The sequence below is a fragment of the Echinicola sediminis genome, assembly GCF_054777495.1.
Genome location: NZ_BAAHAP010000084.1, coordinates 1 through 21993, shown reverse-complemented (window position 1 = coordinate 21993; position 21993 = coordinate 1). Strand labels below are relative to the sequence as shown.

The following is a 21993-nucleotide window of genomic DNA, read 5'->3' as shown; positions in this document are numbered from 1 at the left end:
GGAGGAAATCATGCCGTCATTGTTTTGATCGACTACCTTTACTGATCCCGGCACCTGACCATACTCAGCAGCTTGTGCTTCTTCATCCAATTGCCAGATGCCGTCAAACTGATAGGAATAGTGGGAATTTAAGGGGTGACCCACAAAAAGGCCGGTAGCAATATCAGCTAGTATTCCATCGCTACCAATGGAAACTACCTCGTTGACATTTTTGGCAAAGTTGATATTTGTAAACCACTTGAATTTATTATTGGCAATATTCACCGTATTCAATGTTAACTCAATCCCCTTATTGGCGACTTCACCGATATTGGTTGTCACGCTGCTAAAGCCAGAAGAAGTAGGAATTTGCTCGTTATAAATCAAATCCACCGTATTCCTGTGATAAAGTTCTAACACCAATCCTATCCTATTGCTCAAAAAACCCATATTCAAACCAACATTCCATTCTTTACTTTTTTCCCAGCTCAACGATTTATCTGCCAAATTCTCAGGAGCAAAGCCAAATGCCGGTGATCCATCAAAATCATAAACCGTTTTGGCCAATCTGGCCTGTGTACTGTAGGGACTTACCGCACTATTTCCCACATATCCATAACTTACCCTAAGTTTCAGGTCAGAAATAGCACTTATATTCTTGATAAATTCTTCATCTCCCAATCTCCATCCTACCGCAACTGAAGGGAAAAAATCCCATTTATTACCTTCACTCAGCTGAGAGGCGCCATCCCATCTGCCCGTAAGCGTCAGCAGGTATTTATCCTTGAAACCATACATCACCCTTCCCATATAGGAAAGCAATGTTCTTTCTGTCAGCCTTGTGTCCAATTCGACAGGCCGTCCCGTGCCGAAAGCATACCATAAGGAATTATAGGGAAGTTCATCCACATAGCTGTCCATTTCCTCATTTCGTTCCTGGAAAGTACTCTGGACACCTGTAGCAGTAAAATCATGCTCTCCAATTTTCTTCTTATAAGTGATGATATTATCCAGTGTAAAATTGGATACATCATCTGTTTGCCGGAAAGCCCTTGGCAATCGCGTAGTCGCCCGATCCTTGGTCATTGTACCCCTGAATTGCCCCCACCTTGAATTGCTTATGCCTGCTGAAAGGGAGGAACGGATCGATAATCCTTTTACAGGAACCAACTCTACATAGGCATTTCCAAAGAAGTTATCAGATCTTGTTTCATCTTGAAAATTATGAGGATCTATTTCGATGAGTGGATTTAACACTTGCTTATCGTTAATCCCCATCCAAGCTGCATAACCGTTCCAAGAAAAATCCTGGTTTTCATCCGGATTGAGGATATCATCATAAAGAGCTACACCAGTCGGACGTGCTCGGTAAGCACTCCTCAATGCTTCATTGGAACCTAGCTCTGTTTTAGCAACACTGTAATTAGCCGTAAATCCAACATTCAGGAAGGAGGTTAACTTACTATCCAAACTGCCCTTGATATTGTACCGCTTAAATTTAGTATGATCTAAGGCCCCTCCTTCATTTAAATACCCGCCTGAAAAGTGGTAATTGGTATTATCGTTTCCTCCACCCACTGATAAGGAATGATTTGTCTGCACTGCTGATCCGGAAATTTGATCGAGCCAATTGGTAGTCCTTCCCGACTCCACCAAATCGATTTCTGTTGAAGTGAATGACCGGTTTTGAGGATATCCATTTAATTCTCTATCAATCACACTGGCCTGGTAAAATTGCTGGGCATTCATCATGTCTGGAAGGTGGGCGGGTGTCTTAACCCCTACATAACCGTCATAACTTACTACAGGCTTACCTTTGACTCCTCTTTTTGTAGAAATAATAATAACACCATTTGCTCCCCTGGAACCGTAAATAGCCGTGGATGAAGCATCTTTGAGAATATCCATGGATTCGATATCCGCTGGATTAAGTGCATTTATATCTCCCCCCATCACACCATCAATCACCACCAGTGGTTCGTTGCTGTAATTGATCGAACTCAGGCCTCGAATATTAATATTATACCCGGCCCCGGGTCGGCTGTTCTGTTTGGTGACAATTACACCAGCAGCTTGCCCCTGAATAGCCTTTGCCGCCTGTACCGGATTGGCACGTACAATATCCTCCGACTCAACAGAACCTATTGCACCCGTGGCATCCTTCCGCTCTACCTCACCATAACCAATTACGACCACTTCATCCATAGAGGTGACATCCAGAGCCATGGACAAATTAATGACTGTACGATTTCCTACCGTCATTTCTTGGGAACTGAAACCGATTGAACTAAATACCAAAACTGCATTTGGACCTGGAACCTCCAATGAAAAGCGCCCGTCCACATCTGATACTGCCCCAGTGGATGTCCCTTTAATGAGAATGTTTACCCCAGGGATAGGAAGGTTCGATTCGTCGGTAACAGTACCCGATACTTTGGTCTGCGCCCAAGAAATACTGACGAAACCTAGCAATAGGATAATCAATATTAGTTTACGTTTTTTCATAGAATTTTATTTTAGGTTTAGAGTTAATCAGCGCTGTTTCTAACAGCTACCTCCTAAATAAGGACAATAAACTCTTTCTGGAATGGATATATTATTCAAAAACATGGACGAAATGTCCTCCCTCTAAAAAAACATAAATTACACGCCTCTCCTTACCATTAAACACATGTACACTCCTTGGGACACCTTATAATTTGCTCATTGGAAACCAACATGTAAATACCATTTGGTTGACAAATAAGGATACTTCATGGTATATTCGATGGTACCGCGTATCATGACATATTCGTGATCGATAGAATAATGGCCTTATGTATTTCTATATGCATCCGCCTTATAAGAGCCACTATCAACTCAGCCCTGCAGGGGGGGGGGTAGGATATGATGGAATTTTTAACGATGTCCCAAAATGCATTTGACTTTAATGGGCCTTTAGCTTGAAATGCCTTACCTCCAAAATTGAAACTTTTAAATCCCGCGTTAGTAAAAAGTCCGTCCGGTGCTTTAATAAGATGTAATCCTGTTTCATTTCTTTGTACTCAATTGGTTCGGAAGCAAAGGATGTTAACATTGTATCTTTTGGACCTATAAAGGCCGTTTGTAATTTTCCCCTAAAAAGTCATTTCAGTCTGAGGAATAATTAGCGGTTGGTTTTCAATTTGACATCAATAGGTGCAATGAGCTAAAAAACGCTTAGAGAGTTATGCTGTCCCAAATTATCAATAGCCATATACAAGAAAAAGTAGGGCTTTCAATCCAAGATAGGCCTTACTCCATCTATGTTTATCATCCATAAACTGATTAAGGGAAACCCTTTTCTCAAAGTATCCTACTGAAAAGCGCTATTGGTCTATCAAGCTAGTTTGGTAAATGTCAGGTCTGTATAATTTCAAATTGTTTTCCCCAGGATGAAGTTGAATAACTTGTTGATGATCCTCCACCCTCTTACCATTTAAAATTATTTTTGAAAATGCCTGTCCTGAAAGGTCAAATTCACCTAGCATATTCGCGGGAATATTAATATTGAAGCTCACAGACTCATCCGATAGCACATGGTAATCTGCCTTTATAGCACCTCTAATAGTGGGAACAGTAATTGAGCTGGATGTTAAACTCCCTATTTGTGGTTTTATAACAGCAATACCATAGCCTGGAGTTTTTGGCCTAATCCCCCATAAATGCCTCGGGATAATATTGGCCGGTGTTGCGCCCCATGCATGGTTCCAGTCTGCATTGGGTTTATATTTCATATCCCAGGCTTCCAAAGTGATCGTTGATCCAATTTTAATCATATTGTACCAACTCCGGTCATGGGTTGCTGTCATTAATTGTAAGGCATAATCCGCTTCATTGGCATTATACAATGCTTCCAATAAATATTGTGATCCATAAACACTACACGCCATCCCTCGGGATTTGATGAAATCAACCACAGAGGTTACGCGATCTTCAGGAACAATATTAAAAGCTAAGGCCATCATATTGGAATGAAGAGAAGAATGATCCGTACCTACTCCATCCCTATAAGCTCCTGTCCCTTTTATATATAACTTTTGGTTAATAGAGTTTTTGACCTGGGCTGCCAATTGCCTAAACTCGATAGCTTCATCCTTCTTATTCAAAACGCTGGCAAATTCCTCCATAATCTCCAGGTTTCTAAAATAGAAACAATTGACGACCGTATTGATTGGTTTGAACACAAAGCCATCACGCTCCCCTTCCTCTGTTGCCAATTTCCATCCCGTATCTTTCTGGGCCGGAGGCCAGTCCACAATATCTTTTAATTTGTCATTTGGATTCTTAAATCCTAATTTTTTCATAAACTCTGGGGTAGCATTCTCCGAACTAATGAGCCCATCTTCCCCACGCAGTTCCATTAAGGTTTTATGTTTCAATTCCTCATAATATTTGGCAATGAGTTCTGTGTTTCCTGTGTACATATAGTCAGCATGAAACATCAATGCCACATGTAATTGCCATTCGGTCGGCCAGGTAGGATGCTCCATAAAATATTCGATGGTTCTGCGGGCCATGGCATATTCACGGTCTGTAGAGTAATGGCTCAATTGATTTAAATAAGCATCCGCTTCATAAGGAATCCTCTCCCTATCACCATCAACATATACCCCTGCAAAAGTAGTGGCCTTTATAGAATACTTACACAAGTCCCAAATTGCATTCAACCTATGATCTGAACTCTTAAAGTAGCTGGCTTCATCTTCCCAATAACTATGATAGCCTAACTGGGTGAAGTCTTTTGCCTTTACATCCCCTTTTGCTCCTTCTATTTCCAAATATCGAAAGGGCATTAAAACAGGAAACGAATCAGGCAACTGTACAGCAATTGGTTTAGTATTTCTGACGTCGGGCTTGATATCCAAAAGATACTGTTTCCGGGAAGGGCTGACAGCCACATCTACAGACTGATAACGTATTGTTCCTTTCGGTGTCCTTTTTATTTTACCGCTGTCAAGCTGCTCACCAAGATGGACTACAAGGGTGTCATTTATTCCGGTATTGTACCGGAAAGACAGGGTACCAAAGGCTGATTTTCCAAAGTCCATAAAATAAGTATCATCACCTGTTTTTAAAAAATCCTTTGGTTTTAAGCTGTCTATGTGAAACGAATTGGAACTGGTAATCATCTTGCCGCCTGCTCTCCCTATAGTGAAAGGCTGGAAATTTGAGTAGGGCGTTTCTTTATTATCTGTACCCCAAACTTTTACCTTCCAAAAATATGTTTGATATGGTGCTAAAGGTTTTCCCTGAAACTCAACATTGATCGATTGACCTCCCAGAACTTTTCCCGAATCCCAAATATCCCCAACATTATCCTCTATCAACTCCCTAGAAGACGCTACCAACAGTTGATATGCGGTCTGTCTAATAACCGATTCAGGAACTTCCCAGGCAAATTCCGGTCTCTCATCTAAAACCAAAACACGCTCAGGCTGTCTGATAAACTCAACAATTAAACCATTGGGGTATACTGGTTCTCTGTTCTTTTTGGCGCTGGTAGTTTCCATGTTCTTGCAGCCAGTAGATGAAATTATAATACTGAATAGAAGGAACATGAACAATTCTCCATTCCTTACCGGTAGTTGAGATTTAAGAAGAGATATCATTTAAACTGTTGAGGGGAATCAACCCTTATATTTTATTAATGTTTACTTTTTTGGGATTCTACACCTAATATCAAAGAAACGAAATATTTAACTGAGAACCTGTTCTAGGGAAATTTCTTCTTTCATTTTTCATTATTACTTAGTTATTAGATTAGAAATTGATTGAAATAAAAGATCTATATTAAACCATATCCCAATTAATTTAGATATCATTATATAGGATACCCTAAGTGATTTTCGCTAGGTATGTTTTATTGAAAGCATTCTCCACTTGATATCTACCTTTTCCTCTCATAATGCCCCATCCAAAGTTTTCCAACATACAAACCTAAGATGATCTTGAGATCCAGGTATGGATTTTTTACTCAAAAACATGGTCAAATTTATCCCCATATCTAAAACCATTTAAAAGTTTCTGACTCTCCGGAATTTTGCACGTAGTAAAGATGAAACAAAATATTTAATAGAAATCCTTCTGATGGCCTTTGGAGCATTCGGTTGTGGGACAGTTGACGGAGGCGTTAAGAAAATGTGTTAGCTCGCTAAATGGACGAGTGAGATCCACTCATTTTTAGCCTGCAGCAAATGCCACAAAATCAAATTGAGGCAAACTGTTCGTAATCGAAAACGAATTTACTCAATTTTAAGGACCTGTCCCGACCACTGTACGGGATGCTCCGTGGCCTAGTCCCGATATTCTTATGGATGGTTCTTTTCATCAATGGAAATGCGTAGCATTCATGAGGACCATTAAGAATAAATCAATACCTGAATAAAAAAACAGAAAGCAACAAAAACCTTATAAGATTGGCTTAGGTGCAACATTGCGGATGCACAGTTTAAAGTTTATCATCCATCGAAAGAACAGCCACCGACCAAGCGCTTTTAGTTTTTTTGCTGATTTAAAAGTCAGATTAGCAAATTCCCCCGGCCTATTAACCCGATTTTAACCGAAAAATTAACCTTCCTCCTCTAATTTTCGACTCAAAATAAGTTGCTGAATCGATTTATAATTTTTAATCAATCAAACAGGTTAATTCAATAATAACCCTTAAAAGCCTAACAAATGAACAGAAAATTACGAGCGATCGTTTACATCGCCCTGTTGGGAGCATTTCTAGTATCCCTGGTCTCCTGTATCAATGAAGATGAAACCATTACAGTTCCCCGAGGGGTCATCACCGGCACCGTCACAGATGGAGACGGCCAACCCATAGCAGATGTAAACGTCTCCTTATCCGGAATAGGGGAAGAAGAAGTCATGGTCACCACAGGAAGTGATGGCAAGTATATTTTTGAAAATGTCGTCCGCAAGACACATGCTGTAAAATTTTCCAAGACGGGTTGGCTGGCCGTTAGCCTAACCGTAAATCCTGAAAAGTACAACAGCGAAAACATCGCGACAGCAGACGTTTCTTTGGTATATGCCTCTGCAAAAATTAGAGGTACCATCAAAGATGGAAGGAACGGAGATGCGCCACTAGAAGGGGTGAATGTCAGTGTGGGAGTTGCCGGTACGACGACCACTGGAAGTGACGGAGTGTTCACCTTGGAAAACCTGATCGTGGACGAGTACACTATCACCTTCAGCAAAGCCAATTATGAACCCATCACCAAAACCATAAATGAAGCGGATTTTGCCGACGGAATAGCCACCCTGGATATTACCATGGGCAGCAGCGAAATACTACGTGGCCTGACCTATGCGGATTTATTGGCTGCGGACAAATGGTACTATAATGAATATCGCGGCGGACGTAATGCAGATGCCTATCCTCGTTGGGACTGGGCCTGTAACTATATGTCAGCACTTGATTTCCGTGGGGCATGGCAGGAGCAAAATGAAGGAACTACGCTTCAAATACGGAATAACGAAGGCGACCGAAGCAACCCTGCTGATCTCAATGTCTTCGACTCCTATGTTTATGGTAGCAAAATGATCACCGAGGACAATAAGATTATGTCCTTGAGAATCAGCACCCACAATGCCGACGAGGCCAACCCTGCTTTCTTTGGAGTACAAGTGGTAGACCTTTCCGAAGCGCAGCCAACTGCAGTAAAAATAGGAGAAAACAGAACTTACGCTTCAGGGAGCTATGGTGATGTTCAGTTCGATCTAAGTGACTACGTTGGTAAAGAGGTGATTGTAGCTGTCGGAATTTACAGACAGTCTACGGGAGATTACTGGAAGCAGCTGGTACTCCGAGCGATCCGGTTTGCGGACCGTAAAGTGGAGAACTGGGACTGGCTGCCAGGAACTGAAGTGGTCGAAGGCTGGAAGCTGACGCAGGAAACCGCCCGCTCCACCATGCCGCACACCAAAACTTCCTTTACGGGAATCAGCCCGGTGGGTGGAAACCGAGACAATTATGTGGATGCATACCGTGCTTGGCGGGGCGCAGACCATATCGCAGCCAACTGGTTCTTTGTTCCCCTGAAGAAAGACCCTGAAGTATTCCCATCTGAAGGCTATCTGATCAAAACCCGTAACACGCCAGAGGCAAGCACCAAGGTCCCCGAGGCTTACTTATATTCTAAATTCTCCATTGATCCAGGCAGCAATCAGTTGACATTGAGCACCCGTAATTTCGGAGATAATTTCACCTATTTCAAACTTACTGCGATAGAAGACGACGGAACAGTAAGCCACCTCTCCCCACAATCCAATACCGCGGATGAAGCCAGTGCAGAAGAAGATGGTTGCTGGAAATTCAAGCATGGGGACGGAGGTGCAGGAAACCCGGAAGGCTACGCATCTTTTGTGTATGACCTGTCCCAGTTTAATGGTAAAAATGTAACACTTGCTCTAGGGGTGTACAATGGTGAAGCCAATACAGGCGAGAACAAATTGGTAATCCACCGGATCGATCTGAATTAATACAATAAACCTTAACATGAAACAAAATCGAATGATGATCACAATTTTGAGTCTTTTTGTGCTGCTGTCCACAGCATGCACTGAAAATTCAACTGACACGGATCCGAAAAACCCTCCGGCCGAGGTGAGTCTATCGGAACAGAACCTTATTAGGGCCATGGAACTGACCGACCATGCTGTATCTGCCCATTTTACAGGGTCCGGAATGGCCATGGCCAGGTATTATAACCCCTACACTGGAGTCCGGTCAGATGAAACCGGCAGTGTATGGATGTACACTGCCGCCATAGAAGCAGTCAACGCAGTCCTTCACGGGCTCCAAGCCCAAAAGGAACATAATAATGCGGCGCTTTACGAGGCGCATTTCGACAAGTATGCCGAACTCCTTGCACAGCTTTATGACAATGCTGACTATTACTTGGGAACTTTTGAATTGGTATCCTATACACAGACTAAGGAATGGTCAGTATATGGGGTCAACCGGGGCAACGCCAAGGGAACTGCCAAGGTAGCCGGCATCGAAAATGTGTACGATGACCAAATGTGGCTTATCCGTGAACTGCTCGAATCCTACAAGATTACCGGTGAAACGGCCTATTTGGAAAAAGCGGAATATTTAACCGCTTACGTGCTGGACGGCTGGGACAGTACTAGAAACCCAGACGGAACAGAGCGAGGCGGGATCACATGGGGGCCGGGCTATGTAACCAAACATGCCTGTAGCAATGGTCCGATGGTAAGCCCTTTGGTTTGGCTGCATGAGATCTACAAAGACCAAAACGATGAAATCACTCACCGGTACATCGACACAGAAGACCTGTCAACCAGAAAAACCATGCAGGTGAAAAAAAGCGATTACTATGCTGATTTTGCCAAGAAAGTCTATGATTGGCAAAAAGATCACCTGTTGCGATCTGATGGGGTGTATGATGACATGAGGGGTGGCTGTTCTCCTGGAAATCCGCAAACCGAAACCATAAACGGGACAGTTTACCGCAAAGGCATTGCCTGTCAGGACCGGGTAGGTCCTGCTATCTCTTACAATTCCGGAACTATGCTTTCTGGCGCTGCAGACATGTACAGAATGACAAAAGAGGATGCCTACCTTCAGGACGCCAAGGAACTTTCAGACAAAAGCTTCCAATATTTCGCCAAACCCAACCAAAACCATGAGGGCTATTACACCTATGCTATCAGCGGGTTCAATAACTGGTTCAATGGAGTTTTGATGCGTGGGTATGTCGATGTGGCTCCTGCCTACGGCACCGCCTCAGATTATATCGACACTTTCCAGAAGAACTTAGACTACGGATATGAGAACTTCCTCTATGAAGGATTCCTCCCCACCAATCTGCTCGTCGGCTGGAGCCTTACAGCCAATAACAACAGAACAGAGGGGATGTTCAACTTTGCATTTGCCGCAGAATATGCTGTGTTATCACGATATGAGCTGGCAAAATGACCATCACTTTTTGGCTTTCACCAGTTGGTGAAAGCCAAAATTTTAAAGAGTAAAAAATGTCTCACCAGACAATAATAAATCAAAATAGCCAATACATATGCAAAAGATCTTTAAGCAGTCATCCAGAGGACTGATGAAACACTCCCTAAAGGGAATGGTTTCCCTATACTTTCTTATTGCTCCCACGCTTGCCTCAGCATTGGATTCAACCATTCGGCCTTTAGAAAGTGAAGGCTTACAGCAAAACGATAAAACCGTTTCCGGCACGGTCACATCAGAAGACGGCACCCCGATGCCGGGAGTGAACGTATTGCTCAAGGGTACCCTAACAGGGACCACCACGGACATCGATGGAAGGTATCAATTGAATGTCCCGGATGACAATACCGTTTTGACATTTTCATTTATAGGATATACCACTCAAGAGATCAATGTCGGAACACGATCCGTGATCGAAGTAGCGATGACAACGGACACCCAGCAACTGGGAGAGGTGGTAGTCGTGGGTTATGGAATGCAGGAAAAAGTTACCATGACGGGTTCTGTGGCCAATATCAAAGGCGACGAAATGCTCCGAACCAAGAACGAAAACCCGCAAAACATGCTTACGGGTAGGGTCGCCGGTGTTCGTGTTTGGCAGAAAAGTGCCGAGCCTGGCACTTTCAATGCCAGCTTTGATATTCGTGGATTGGGCTCTCCTTTGATTGTAATTGACGGTATCCAGCGGACCATGGCCGATTTTCAGCGCCTAAACCCAACAGACATAGAAGAGTTATCTGTTCTGAAAGATGCTTCAGCAGCCATCTATGGGGCACGTGCTGCAAACGGTGTAGTGCTCATCACCACCAAAAGAGGCAGTAGCGCAGGAAAGGCAACAGTCACTTACAATGGCTCCTACACCCTTCAGCATCCATCAGGCTTTCCACAACTGGCAGATCCCTATGAAACCATGACGCTCTATAACGAACGGGCCATGAACAACATCAACGGGGGAAACCTGATTTACCAGCAAGATGATTTTGAAGCCTTCCGCACCGGACGTCGCCGAACAACAGACTGGAATGCATTGCTGATCAGTGAATACGCCCCACAAAGCCAACATGACATCAGTATTACCGGCGGAACCGAAAAGACCCAATACTATATCGCCGGAGGATACATGTATCAGGAAGGAATGTTCAAATCCGGCGACATGAACTACAACAAAATCAACCTGAGGTCCAATATCACTACTGAAATAACCAAGGGCTTGAAATTCAACCTGAACCTAAGCGGGGTGACCGACCAGCGAAATTCACCTTATTCCAGTGCGGTGGAGATCATTCGGAATTACTGGAGACAGGGAGTCCTGTTTCCGGCATATGCAGATCCTGAAAACACCATGCTGAACTACGAGGGACTGGACCTGGAGCAAAACACCATCGCGATGATGCGGGCCGATGTCTCAGGACACAGAAAGTATAAGCAAAAATACTTTCAATCTTCTGCATCATTGGACTATGACTTTGGGACAATTTCCCAAGCATTAGAGGGGCTGTCGGTAAAAGGATTGGTCAGCTATGACTTTCGGGGGGATGACAATGACATTTATAGAAGGGAATATTACCAATACATGTATGACCCTGTTACTGAATCATATTTATCAAAGCTTTACAATAACAGCTCCCCCAACCAGATACGAAGAGAGCTGTTTAGCAAGCAGCAGTTTTTGGGACAATTCCTGATCAACTACAAACGCACTTTTGGAGAAAACCACGATGTCTCTGGACTTTTGGGATTTGAGACTCAAAACCGTAAGGGAGACAACTTTTATGCACAGCGAGACCTGGCCTTTGCCATGGAGTACCTCGTGGGAGGCATGAATGAAAACCAGCAAGGAGGAATGCAGGGCGGTTCAGGCGATTTATATGAGATTGCCAACTCAGCCATGTTTGGAAGACTGAATTACGCTTATGGTGAGCGATATATTGCCGAAGTGCAATTTCGATACGATGGATCCTCCAAATTCGTCAAAACCAACCGCTGGGGCTGGTTCCCTTCAGGTTCCATAGGCTGGCGTCTGTCTGAGGAGCCTTTCTTCAAATCTGCTTCAGGACTCTCTTTTGTGGACCAACTTAAATTCAGGGCCAGCTACGGGATGACCGCTGATGACGGCTCTTTGGCTTATGACTGGTATCCCGGTTATATCTACCCTGCCACCAGCGGCAATGCCCAGAATGGCTATTACAATCAGTATGCCCCTGGATATATCCTGAACAATGAATTTGTATATGGAGCATCAGCTGTCGTACCCAACGAAAACCTTTCCTGGTGGACCGCCAAAACATTTAACATCGGCTTGGATTTCGAGGCCTGGATGGGCAAGTTCGGCTTCTCCGTAGATTATTTTGATCGACGCAGAGAAGGTTTGTTCTCCACCCGGTCCGGGGATGTACCTACCGTGGTGGGTACAGGAGCCCCCAGGGAAAATACCAACAGCGACCGCCAGTTCGGGATCGATTTGGAGCTGTCCCACCGCAACAGGATCGGAGAAATAGCCTATGGAGTAAAAGGAATAGCAACCATCACCCGTAGGCAACATTTGATAGCAGCTGAAAAAGGCCCTTACGGCAATTCCTATGACCGTTGGCGAAATGACAACCTCACTGATCGTTTCCAAGGAGTGCAGTTTGGCTATGTATCCGCAGGAAGATATACTGACTGGGAGGACATCTGGTCTTATGACATCTATAAAGACAGGGGCATACTGCCCGGTGATTACAAATACGAAGACTGGAACGGTGACGGTGAGATCAACGGGCTGGACCAACACCCTTTTGCTTATGACCAAACCCCATGGTTAAACTTCAGTATGGCCCTAGATGCCGAATACAGAAACTTTGACGCAAGCATCTTATTCCAAGGCTCAGCCTTGGGTTCTATGCAGTACCAAGAACCTCTCTATTCCATATGGGGCAGCAACGGCGGCGGTGCTTTGGAACAGTACCTTGACCGTTGGCATCCTGTGGATCCTTTGGCTGATCCTTATGATCCAGAAACCGAGTGGATCAGTGGCTATTATGGCTACACGGGCCATTATCCGTTTGGCAACTCTGATTTCAACCGGGTAAGCACAGACTATCTTCGTCTCAAAAGTATTGAGCTAGGCTATAGCCTAAAACCTAGAAACAGCCCTTCTACCAACATCCGTTTCTTTGCCAATGCCTATAACCTATTGACTTTTACAGGGGTGAAGTTTGTGGATCCCGAACATCCGGGAGATGAACTGGGAAGAATGTATCCGTTGACAAAAACCTACACGGTGGGTGTAACAGCGTCATTTTAACAGCAACTAGTTGAGACCTTGGGAAATTAAAATGAATCAAATCATGAAAATAAGAATCATATTATTGCTATTCAGCTTATTGTACATTTCCAGCTGTACCGACCTGGATGTGCCTCCACCCAATGTAATCGGTGATGAGACACTGATGACCAGTGAATCAGGCATGGATGTCTATATCGCAGGCATGTACAGCAAAATGCCTTTTGAGGACTTCAAATACATGGCCCAATGGGGAGTGGAATACAATTCCTGGCTGGGCTCCCTGGGAATTGAAGGTACAGGAGAAGCCGTAAACCGTGACGGGATCACTGCGGCCTTTACCGGAGAGAGAAGCCCTTATTGGGGAAGAGCTTTCGGATTGCTAAGGGAAGCCAATTACCTCTTGGAAAAACTGCCGGAATATGCTGATGCTTTTCCTGAAGTGACTTACAATCATTACTTGGGCGAAGCCTATTTTGTTAGGGCATTTGTATTTTCAGCCATGGCAAAACGCTTTGGCGGGATACCTTTGGTGACCAGTGTACTGCGTTATCCAGCGGAAGAAGGGACCTTGGAAATCCCTCGCTCCTCTGAAGAGGATACTTGGAATCAAATATTGGCGGATTTTGATCAGGCCATAGAATTACTTCAAGCTACCAGCCCCAAGCCCGGTTATTCCAACAAATATGTGGCGCTTTCCTTTAAATCTGAAGCCATGCTTTATGCGGGCAGTATAGCAAAATACAATGAAACCGTGCCGGGAAGACTTACAGGCACCGGACTGAAAACAGGTGTAAGGGTCATCGGGTTTTCTGAGGAAACTGCTCAGACTGCTTCAAAAAAATATTTCAGAGAAGCCTACCTGGCTGCCAATGAAGTGATCAAAAGTGGACAATATTCCTTGTACAAGAGAAAATGGGCGGCAAACGACCCTGAGGCGCAATACCAAAATATGGTGGACATGTTCAGCGACCCCACCAGTCCTGAGAACATTTATGTGAAGCAATACGACTTCCCTGTAGCCACCCATGGTTACGATGCCTATAGTGCACCGTTTATTTTCAAAGCCCCGCTGGCTTCCGGTACTTGTCCAACGCTGGATTTCATGGAGCTGTTTGAAGGTTTTGACAGATACCCTGACGGAACCATCAAAGTAACCACAGGATCAAACAATACAGAGGGCGATTACCTAATGTATGATTCGCCCATGGATTTCTTCAATGACGCAGAACCTCGTCTTCGAGCTTATGTGATATTCCCCGGGGACATTTTCAAAAATCAGGAAATTGAAATCCGGGCCGGAGTATATACCGGATCAGAGCCGATACAGCCATTATTCAATGACTACTCTTATGCAACTGCAGAAACCCGCTATCAGCAATTACCCATCTATACTCAGGCACCTAAAGAACTATTTCTAAGTGCCAGAGAAGGAGGAAGCCAGGAATTGGTCAATTTTCAGGGCGGGCAGATCACTGCAGCAGGTGCCAATGGCCCCTTCTATAATAATGCTGAAAGCACCCTTACAGGACTTTACAGTCGTAAATGGCTGAACCCAGACCCTTCTTTCGAGGCGGGTGAAGGTAAGTCTGACCAGCATTTTGTCTTGATGAGATATGCCGATGTCCTCCTCACGGCTGCAGAAGCTGCCATAGAACTGGGACTTGCAGGCGAGGCTTCCCCTGATGGCTCTGACATGCTCCAAGTGGCCACCTCAGGTATCAACGATATCCGCGAACGTGCCGGGGCCACTTTGCTTGCAGGAATGCTTTCTTCAAATATCGAAAGTCGAAATACCGTTCGTAAGGAACGCAGGAAAGAACTTGCCTTAGAGCATAAAACCAAGTGGGACCTGCGCAGGTGGAGAGTGCAGCATTATGAAGAAAGGGACGGATTCTGGGGCGAAACCAGGAACAAAGAAGACTTTAGCATGAACTCCCGCTATCGCTTCCGAGGGCTATACCCCTTCCTGTCCGCTGAAAGCGGCAAGTACTTCTTTGATGCCCGTTTTCAGTGGGTTAGCCTGAAGACTTTCGAATACAATATTATCGACTACTATTTCGCCATTCCAGGTGGGGAAGTATCCAAAAGTCCGGTAATCGACCAACAACCCAACCGATAAGAGATTATCCATAACCAAGAATTTAAGAAGATGAAAAATATAGCATACCTGATATTAGCGACGCTGTTTTCCCTTAGTTCATGTAGTATGTTTGAACTGGACAACTATGATCTTCCGGCTGAAACCCTTAAAGGTGAAGTAGTGGATCAGGAGACCGGTGAGCCTGTGCTAACAGACCAAGGAAGTGAAGGCATTCGTGTTCGGTTAACGGAGTTAAGCTGGGGGGACAATGTCACTCACAACCCTGACTTCTTTTGCATGCCCGATGGTACATTTCAAAATACCAAACTATTTTCTGGAACCTACAATATCAGAATCGACGGGCCTTTTATCCCCCTTATCCGTGAGGATGATCGCGGAGTACCTCTTGCCGATGAAACCCAGACCCTGGACATCAAAGGCGTTTCCAATGTAACCTTTGAAGTTCAGCCGTTTTTGAGAGTGGAATGGGTAAAAGATCCGGAAGTGATCAATGGAAAGGTAAGGGCTCAAATCCGCGTAACCCGTGGGGTATCGGAAGAAGAGTTCCGTTCCAAAATCCAACCTATGGGTGGCTATAGTGACAGTTTTCAGAACGTGACCGATATCCAATTGTTCGTCAGCTATTCTTCCACCGTAGGCTACCGTGCACGGGACGAGCGCTGGTCCAGCCAATTGGAGTTTTCGGGCTCTTCATTCAACTCCATGCTGGGTGAGACCATTACCATTGAATCCAATGGGACGATCCCCGAAGGACGCATGGTCTTTGTACGGGCTGCGGCAAGGATCAACTTCGACACCCCCAGGGGCAGCGGTACCAGACGCTGGAACTACAATGACACACGCCAAGTTTTGGTTTATTAATTGGACAAATACGAAAAGCCATCCCATCACGGGGTGGCTTTTCATTTGAATATTAGATTGGAAACCATCACTATATTTCATTTTCAAAGAATTTTTAAACATATGCGAAAAACTGCTTTATTATACCTTATTCCAATTCTCCTTACCCAGGCCTGCTCCAAACCTGGACAACAAGAAAACCACACAGAAAGCCCCAAAAGTGAAAAAACGGCTTTCCAAACTTCCAATCCCTGGAAACCCGTCACGGATGTAAGGGCCGATGTAGCCATTGTCTATAGTGTAAAAGACCATCACGGAAAAGCCAATATGACCTTTGAAGAGCGGGTCCAGACTTGGCGAGACAAGGGCTATACCACCCATTTTATGAGCGGAATTGCCTGGGGTGAATACCAAGATTATTTCACCGGTGAATGGGATGGCGAATGGCACCTGGATGAAGGACAGGTCACCCAGAAAGGTGATACCCTTTGGCATGGACATATGGTTCCCTATATCGTGCCTTCCATGAACTTCATCCAATACATGAAAGAAAAAGTAATCAAGCGGGTCATTGATGCAGGGATTGATGCCATATACCTTGAAGAACCTGAGTTCTGGGCCAAGTCAGGCTATAGCGAAGCCTTCAAAAAAGAGTGGAAGGACTATTATGGCTTTGATTGGAGGCCTCAGCATGAATCCGCTGAAAACACCTATCTGTCCAATAAACTGAAATACCACCTGTACTACCGGGCCGTAGAGGAGTGCTTTTCCTTTGCCAAGGAATATGGTAATACCAAAGGGATGGATGTCCGGTGTTACGTACCCACACATTCACTGGTAAATTATTCCCAATGGATGATCGTCAGTCCTGAGGCAAGCTTGGCCTCACTGCCAAGTGTGGACGGATATATCGCACAGGTGTGGACAGGCACTTCCCGCGAGCCGAATTATTATAATGGCCAGGCCAAGGAAAGGGTATTCGAAACCGTTTTTCTCGAGTATGGCTCCATGGAATCGATGACTGCTCCGACCGGAAGAAAAATGTATTTCCTTACTGACCCTATAGAAGATTGGCCAAGGGACTGGGCTGATTATAAGAAAAACTACCAGGCCACCTTTGCCGCCCAGCTTCTCTATCCCATGGTGGCAGACTATGAGGTGATGCCCTGGCCTGACCGGATCTATGAGGGGCTCTACAGGACCAGTGCCGACAGTGAGGAGAAAGCACCAATCCCCCGATTTTACTCCTCCCAAATGCAGGTAATGATCAATACGCTGAATGACATGCCTCTTTCTGAAAATAAAGTAAGCGGCTCACAGGGAATCGGTGTTTTGATGTCCAATTCCCTGATGTTCCAGCGTTTCCCTACTCATCAGGGGTATGACGATCCTCAATTATCCAATTTTTACGGACAGGCATTGCCGCTGCTCAAGCGGGGTGTACCGGTCAAAACCGTCCATATAGAAAATGTATCTTTTCCTCGCACTTGGGAAGAGGTCAAAATCCTGGTCATGTCCTATTCCAACATGAAACCTATGCAAGAAGAAGCACATGGACATATTGCAGACTGGGTCAAGAACGGTGGTACCTTGGTCTATTGCGGAAGGGATGAAGATGTCTTTCAAGGGGTGCAGGAATGGTGGAATAAGGATGGTAACAGCTTCAAAGCCCCATCGGAGGACCTTTTCCAAAAGTTAGGACTGAATGGCCCTTTTGAGGCCGGGGAATACACCTATGGAAAGGGCAAAGTGCACATTATACGTGAGGATCCGAAGGAATTTGTCCTGGAAGAAAACAATGATGAGGAGTATGTTAAAACCATCCAGGAGCTATATAATGCAGGCGCCAAATCCGGCACGCTTGAATTCAAGAACCACTTTTCCCTGACCAGAGGTCCGTATGAGATCATCTCCGTGGTCGATGAAAATGAGGACCAAGCTCCTTTTATAGCGAAAGGTAAATTCATTGATTTATTTGATCCTGAAATTCCTGTCCTAAACGAAAAGTTGGTGCAGCCGGGCGAACAGGCCTTCCTCTACAATATCGAAAGCGTTACCAAGCCGGATACTCCACAGGTATTGGCAACAGCCGCCAGGATTTATGAAGAAAAAGTGGCCAAAAATGAGTATTCGCTGGTCGCCAAGAGCCCTCTCAACACCACCAACGTGATGAGGATCCTTTTGCCTGAAAAACCTGACAGCCTGAAAATCACAGACTCCTCCGGAGCAACTTTAGCTGCTGAAAGCTCCTGGGACGAAGGCAGCAAAACGTGTTTCTTAAGTTTTGAAAACAACCCGGAGGGAGTTCATGTAAAAGTCACTTGGTAGGCTGAGTTGCTATCAAGATGATTGTACTCTTTTGCCCATAAAAAGTGAACCTAACCATGGCATGACTTCAAGTCATGCCATGTTTTTTTCCATTAAAGGGGACATCATATTTGGTCCGGTGAATTTTGAATTCTTAAGAACTGATGCTCGAATAAGTACGGTAAAAATCCTTACCGGTAAGCCTTTTGTACTCGATCGCAAAGGTTCTATAGGCGATTTTGGACTCCTCTATCATGCTTAGTTTCAGCATGGCTTTGACTTGATATACTAAAGCGGTTTCGTTTACGGGGTCGATATTGAACAGTGCCTCAGCCATGGATATCGTAGTGGAGTAAGATTCACTGCTGAAGCTTTTCTCCACTTCCAATACCAAAACCGGCTCAAGCTTGGTTTCCGCCTCTTCCTTAAAAATATCAAACAAAGCATCATCACAGAGATACAGGAATTTGCCACGGGAAATGATTCCCACAAACTCATCTCGGTGTTCCTCCACCTGATGGGTATTAATGATCTGAATCACCCTCACATAATCACAATAGGCCTCCTCCCGGAGGATGATTTTGTAATGTCCTTTTTCATGGACCAAGTCTATTCCATTCAGTTCGCTTAGCGTTTTACGTAGATTGTTGATCGTGACCCCGCGTGAATTTTTGACCTTGTCCGCGGGTTTATCCGGCCAAAGTAAATTACTCAGATGCTGTGAGGTAATTCCATCCTCCGAGATACTGTAATGGAGAATAAGGCAAAAAATCTGTTTCAGCTGTGTGCTGAACATATAGGTAATATCCCTATTCTTTTGGTCCCTAACCATAAAATTACCAAATAAGTAAATGGAGTTGAGCCTTACCGTCTGCTCCGCCTTTTGGACCGGAAGATACTCCACTGCTTCCTTCGCTGCTTTTTCAGTGGCTGATTCCTTAGGTTTTAACTTTTTATACAAGATAAAACCTAAACCCAATGCTCCAGCTCCCAGAAGAAATGCCAGTAAAGGTGCTTTGCTATTTTTCTTCGCTGGAAAACCGGTCAGTTCTTCCTTGGTAATCCCTGGAAATGCAAGGGAATATATTTTCAGTTCTGAAGAGATGTCATCCTCAAATTCCTGCACCAGAGCATACAGTTTATTGAGCCCTTGGTCAAAATAAAGATTGGCATTGGTGGTGATTTTGTCCGAACGGATCGGAATAGAATCCCCCAATATTTCGTAGCTGCCATCCTTTAAGGAGAAGCGGTACAGGCGAAGAGAGGATTCCGAAAAGTGTTCAGGATAGCAAAGTGTGTATAAGCTGGAGTCATTTAACAAGACCATCCCCCGGACAGGAACAACATTGTCTTTTTCCCATGGGATTTCCCAAAGTTTGGTCACATGCTTACTTTGCAGATCGACCCTATAAAGATCATAATAGTATTTTCTACCGACGGACTGCTCCCCAGATTCATTCCCCATTCCACCAAGGATATATAAACTGTTGTTTTCTGGCTGGTAACCTACTGAGGAGAAGTAACGTGGGGTGATTTCGTCCCCTGTAAATCCTTCCTTTTTGTTCCATTCTTTATGTTCCAGATCAAAGGAAAAAAAGTGCTTGCTATACTTCATATTTCCAAAGCCTCCAAAAATACTGTATTGGCCGGAGGAGGGATCTATATAAGAACCATGGTGATGGAGCTGGGTCGGAAGCTGTTCACGGCTTTCTTCACTCCATTCATAGGTATCCAGATCGAGACTTGCTACCGTGGGAGCCTCGTAAGGACTGTCATAATACACCTCATAGGTATATAATTTATGCTTTGCGGTATCGAGGAAGTTGGTACCCAAGATTAATTTTACTGGACTTTTCTTTTCAAACACCTCAATGTGGCTAGTTCCAGTCTGTACATTATACCTCCAAATAGAATCCTGGTTGTAGTAATATATTTCCTTCTTTTGTGGATCGTAGTTTGCTCCTGCCACGGATGCTGAGCCAAAGGAAACTTGATGTTTCCAGAAATAGGCATCATTTTTTAACCAGTCAGGATTACTCACTTTCCCAATTGGATGTCCATTGATATCATGTACTAAAGTACCTTCATTTTCCACCAAGGGGAAATGATAGGTGTCTCTACCAACCACATATAAGTTTTTGATCGCAAAGGAAGGCACATCAATGATATGATCACTTTTGCCAAAAAGAATCTCGGGACGATAGGTATCTACCAAGTTTTGGTCATCGATTGAAAATGTTTGGTCATCGATGGTTAGGGTAATGGAATCACCTATCAGATCAAAAGAGATTTTCATGTCAAACCATTGCCGCTTAAACAACCGGTCTCTGTCCATATTGGCAACAATGAGATTGCTTTTCCCCTCTTCATTGAATTTGAAAACAATGTGGTCCCCCTGACTGTCATAAAACAAATTGAAAATCCTTTGGTTGACCCCGGTTTTTACCCTGAGAATGTAGCCTATTTCTTCGACGGGACTTAAGGACAAGCTGAAATCAATATCAAAATGATCAGAAAACTCCACCTCATGCTCTCCAAAAATAGTATAAGAGGTGCGTTGGTTTATCGCTTCTTCGTTCCCATGGAACTTAAGCCCTCCTGTAAAGGAAGACTGTGGCACAATGAAACCGGCAATCAATAAAACCAATAAGTGTATGTTAGTCAATAGGAGCATCGGGGACATTTATAAATCAATCTCTCATGAAACAGCAACACGGTCTTTCTTCACTGCACTTCCTGTACGAAAGCAAACACGGTTTATTTCCTTATGCAGCCGCCCTATACCTTTCACCGACAACTTTAACTTTGCCCTAATTGTACCCAATCCCATATACTTTTTGAGGCTTATCTGTAAATACATGAAACAATTGTAAACGTTTTTTTGAACCATTTAGCTAGGGAGTTCTACCTGATTGGCATTGCCTGGATAAAGAATCAAAATGAGGCTTGCCTATAGCCCCACACCAACTATCAATCCTTCAAAAGTAGAGTTTTAGAAAATTTGATACAAATGCTTTCCTAATTTATGTTAGGTATTCCGACTAACCTGTGTTTCTCACTTTGAAATAAGGCCAAAGGGCAAATAATCCCCCAAACCTTTATTTTTTGCTCAAATGAAAATTCAAACTGTGCATCCGCAATGTTGCACGTAACCCAATCTTATAAGGTTTTTGTTGCTTTCTGTTCTTTTATTCAGGTATTGTTTTGTTCTTGAAGGTCTTCATGAATGCTGCGCATTTCCATTGATGAAAAGAACCAAAAATCTAGGCCACGGAGCATCCCGTACAGTGGTCGGGACAGGTTCTTCAAATTGAGTGAATTCATTTTTGATTACGAACAGTTTGCCTCAATTTGATTTTGTGCCATTTGCTGCAGGCTAAAAATGAGTGGATCTCGCTCGTCCACTTCGCGAGCTAACTCATTTTCTTAACGCCTCCATCAACTGTCCCAAAACCGAATGCTCCAAAGGCCTTCAGAAGGATTTCTTTT

10 protein-coding genes are annotated in these 21993 nt (G+C 44.1%); 6 read left to right on the top strand and 4 right to left on the bottom strand.

Features of this window, described 5'->3' with window-relative positions; all coding sequences use genetic code 11:
* Together ACYVAA_RS17740 and ACYVAA_RS17735 are read right to left on the bottom strand one after the other, a co-directional pair.
* A partial coding sequence (locus tag ACYVAA_RS17740) for a SusC/RagA family TonB-linked outer membrane protein (RefSeq protein WP_460544264.1) occupies window positions 1–2484 on the bottom strand: 2484 nt, incomplete at its 3' end.
* Between the two features lie 842 nt (window positions 2485–3326).
* The gene (locus tag ACYVAA_RS17735) at window positions 3327–5510 is read right to left on the bottom strand and encodes an alpha-L-rhamnosidase-related protein (protein ID WP_460544262.1); all 2184 of its coding nucleotides are present in this window, start codon (window positions 5508–5510) and stop codon (window positions 3327–3329) included.
* Window positions 5511–6675: 1165 nt separating this feature from the next.
* Between ACYVAA_RS17735 and ACYVAA_RS17730 the strand changes: the two genes are divergently transcribed.
* From ACYVAA_RS17730 to ACYVAA_RS17705, 6 genes are all read left to right on the top strand, one after another.
* Window positions 6676–8487 (top strand): carboxypeptidase regulatory-like domain-containing protein, encoded by a 1812-nt coding sequence (locus ACYVAA_RS17730; protein ID WP_460544260.1) that lies wholly within the window; start codon window positions 6676–6678, stop codon window positions 8485–8487.
* Between the two features lie 31 nt (window positions 8488–8518).
* The gene (locus tag ACYVAA_RS17725) at window positions 8519–9949 is read left to right on the top strand and encodes a glycoside hydrolase family 76 protein (RefSeq protein WP_460544258.1); all 1431 of its coding nucleotides are present in this window, start codon (window positions 8519–8521) and stop codon (window positions 9947–9949) included.
* A 97-nt stretch (window positions 9950–10046) separates the two neighbouring features.
* Window positions 10047–13274: a SusC/RagA family TonB-linked outer membrane protein gene (locus ACYVAA_RS17720; RefSeq protein WP_460544256.1), complete on the top strand. Its 3228-nt coding sequence runs from the start codon at window positions 10047–10049 to the stop codon at window positions 13272–13274.
* Between the two features lie 43 nt (window positions 13275–13317).
* Window positions 13318–15375: a RagB/SusD family nutrient uptake outer membrane protein gene (locus ACYVAA_RS17715; protein WP_460544254.1), complete on the top strand. Its 2058-nt coding sequence runs from the start codon at window positions 13318–13320 to the stop codon at window positions 15373–15375.
* A 30-nt stretch (window positions 15376–15405) separates the two neighbouring features.
* Window positions 15406–16218 carry a DUF3823 domain-containing protein gene (locus ACYVAA_RS17710; protein WP_460544252.1) on the top strand — a complete coding sequence of 271 codons (813 nt, stop codon included), beginning with the start codon at window positions 15406–15408 and terminating at the stop codon, window positions 16216–16218.
* Between the two features lie 102 nt (window positions 16219–16320).
* A complete protein-coding gene (locus ACYVAA_RS17705) occupies window positions 16321–18525 on the top strand; it encodes a hypothetical protein (RefSeq protein WP_460544250.1) in 2205 nt (734 codons plus the stop codon).
* Between the two features lie 133 nt (window positions 18526–18658).
* Here the strand turns inward: ACYVAA_RS17705 and ACYVAA_RS17700 are convergent, their stop codons facing one another.
* Window positions 18659–21178: a Kelch repeat-containing protein gene (locus ACYVAA_RS17700; protein WP_460544248.1), complete on the bottom strand. Its 2520-nt coding sequence runs from the start codon at window positions 21176–21178 to the stop codon at window positions 18659–18661.
* Window positions 21179–21696: 518 nt separating this feature from the next.
* Window positions 21697–21828 carry a hypothetical protein gene (locus tag ACYVAA_RS17695; RefSeq protein WP_460544247.1) on the bottom strand — a complete coding sequence of 44 codons (132 nt, stop codon included), beginning with the start codon at window positions 21826–21828 and terminating at the stop codon, window positions 21697–21699.
* Window positions 21829–21993: the final 165 nt, after the last annotated feature.

What these genes read in the sequence shown, in the direction of transcription:
- ACYVAA_RS17735 (WP_460544262.1), bottom strand. Translation starts at nt 5,510, where the DNA reads ATGGAAACTACCAGCGCCAAAAAGAACAGAGAACCAGTATACCCCAAT.
- ACYVAA_RS17730 (WP_460544260.1), top strand. Translation starts at nt 6,676, where the DNA reads ATGAACAGAAAATTACGAGCGATCGTTTACATCGCCCTGTTGGGAGCA.
- ACYVAA_RS17725 (WP_460544258.1), top strand. Translation starts at nt 8,519, where the DNA reads ATGATGATCACAATTTTGAGTCTTTTTGTGCTGCTGTCCACAGCATGC.
- ACYVAA_RS17720 (WP_460544256.1), top strand. Translation starts at nt 10,047, where the DNA reads ATGCAAAAGATCTTTAAGCAGTCATCCAGAGGACTGATGAAACACTCC.
- ACYVAA_RS17715 (WP_460544254.1), top strand. Translation starts at nt 13,318, where the DNA reads ATGAAAATAAGAATCATATTATTGCTATTCAGCTTATTGTACATTTCC.
- ACYVAA_RS17710 (WP_460544252.1), top strand. Translation starts at nt 15,406, where the DNA reads ATGAAAAATATAGCATACCTGATATTAGCGACGCTGTTTTCCCTTAGT.
- ACYVAA_RS17705 (WP_460544250.1), top strand. Translation starts at nt 16,321, where the DNA reads ATGCGAAAAACTGCTTTATTATACCTTATTCCAATTCTCCTTACCCAG.
- ACYVAA_RS17700 (WP_460544248.1), bottom strand. Translation starts at nt 21,178, where the DNA reads ATGCTCCTATTGACTAACATACACTTATTGGTTTTATTGATTGCCGGT.
- ACYVAA_RS17695 (WP_460544247.1), bottom strand. Translation starts at nt 21,828, where the DNA reads ATGAATTCACTCAATTTGAAGAACCTGTCCCGACCACTGTACGGGATG.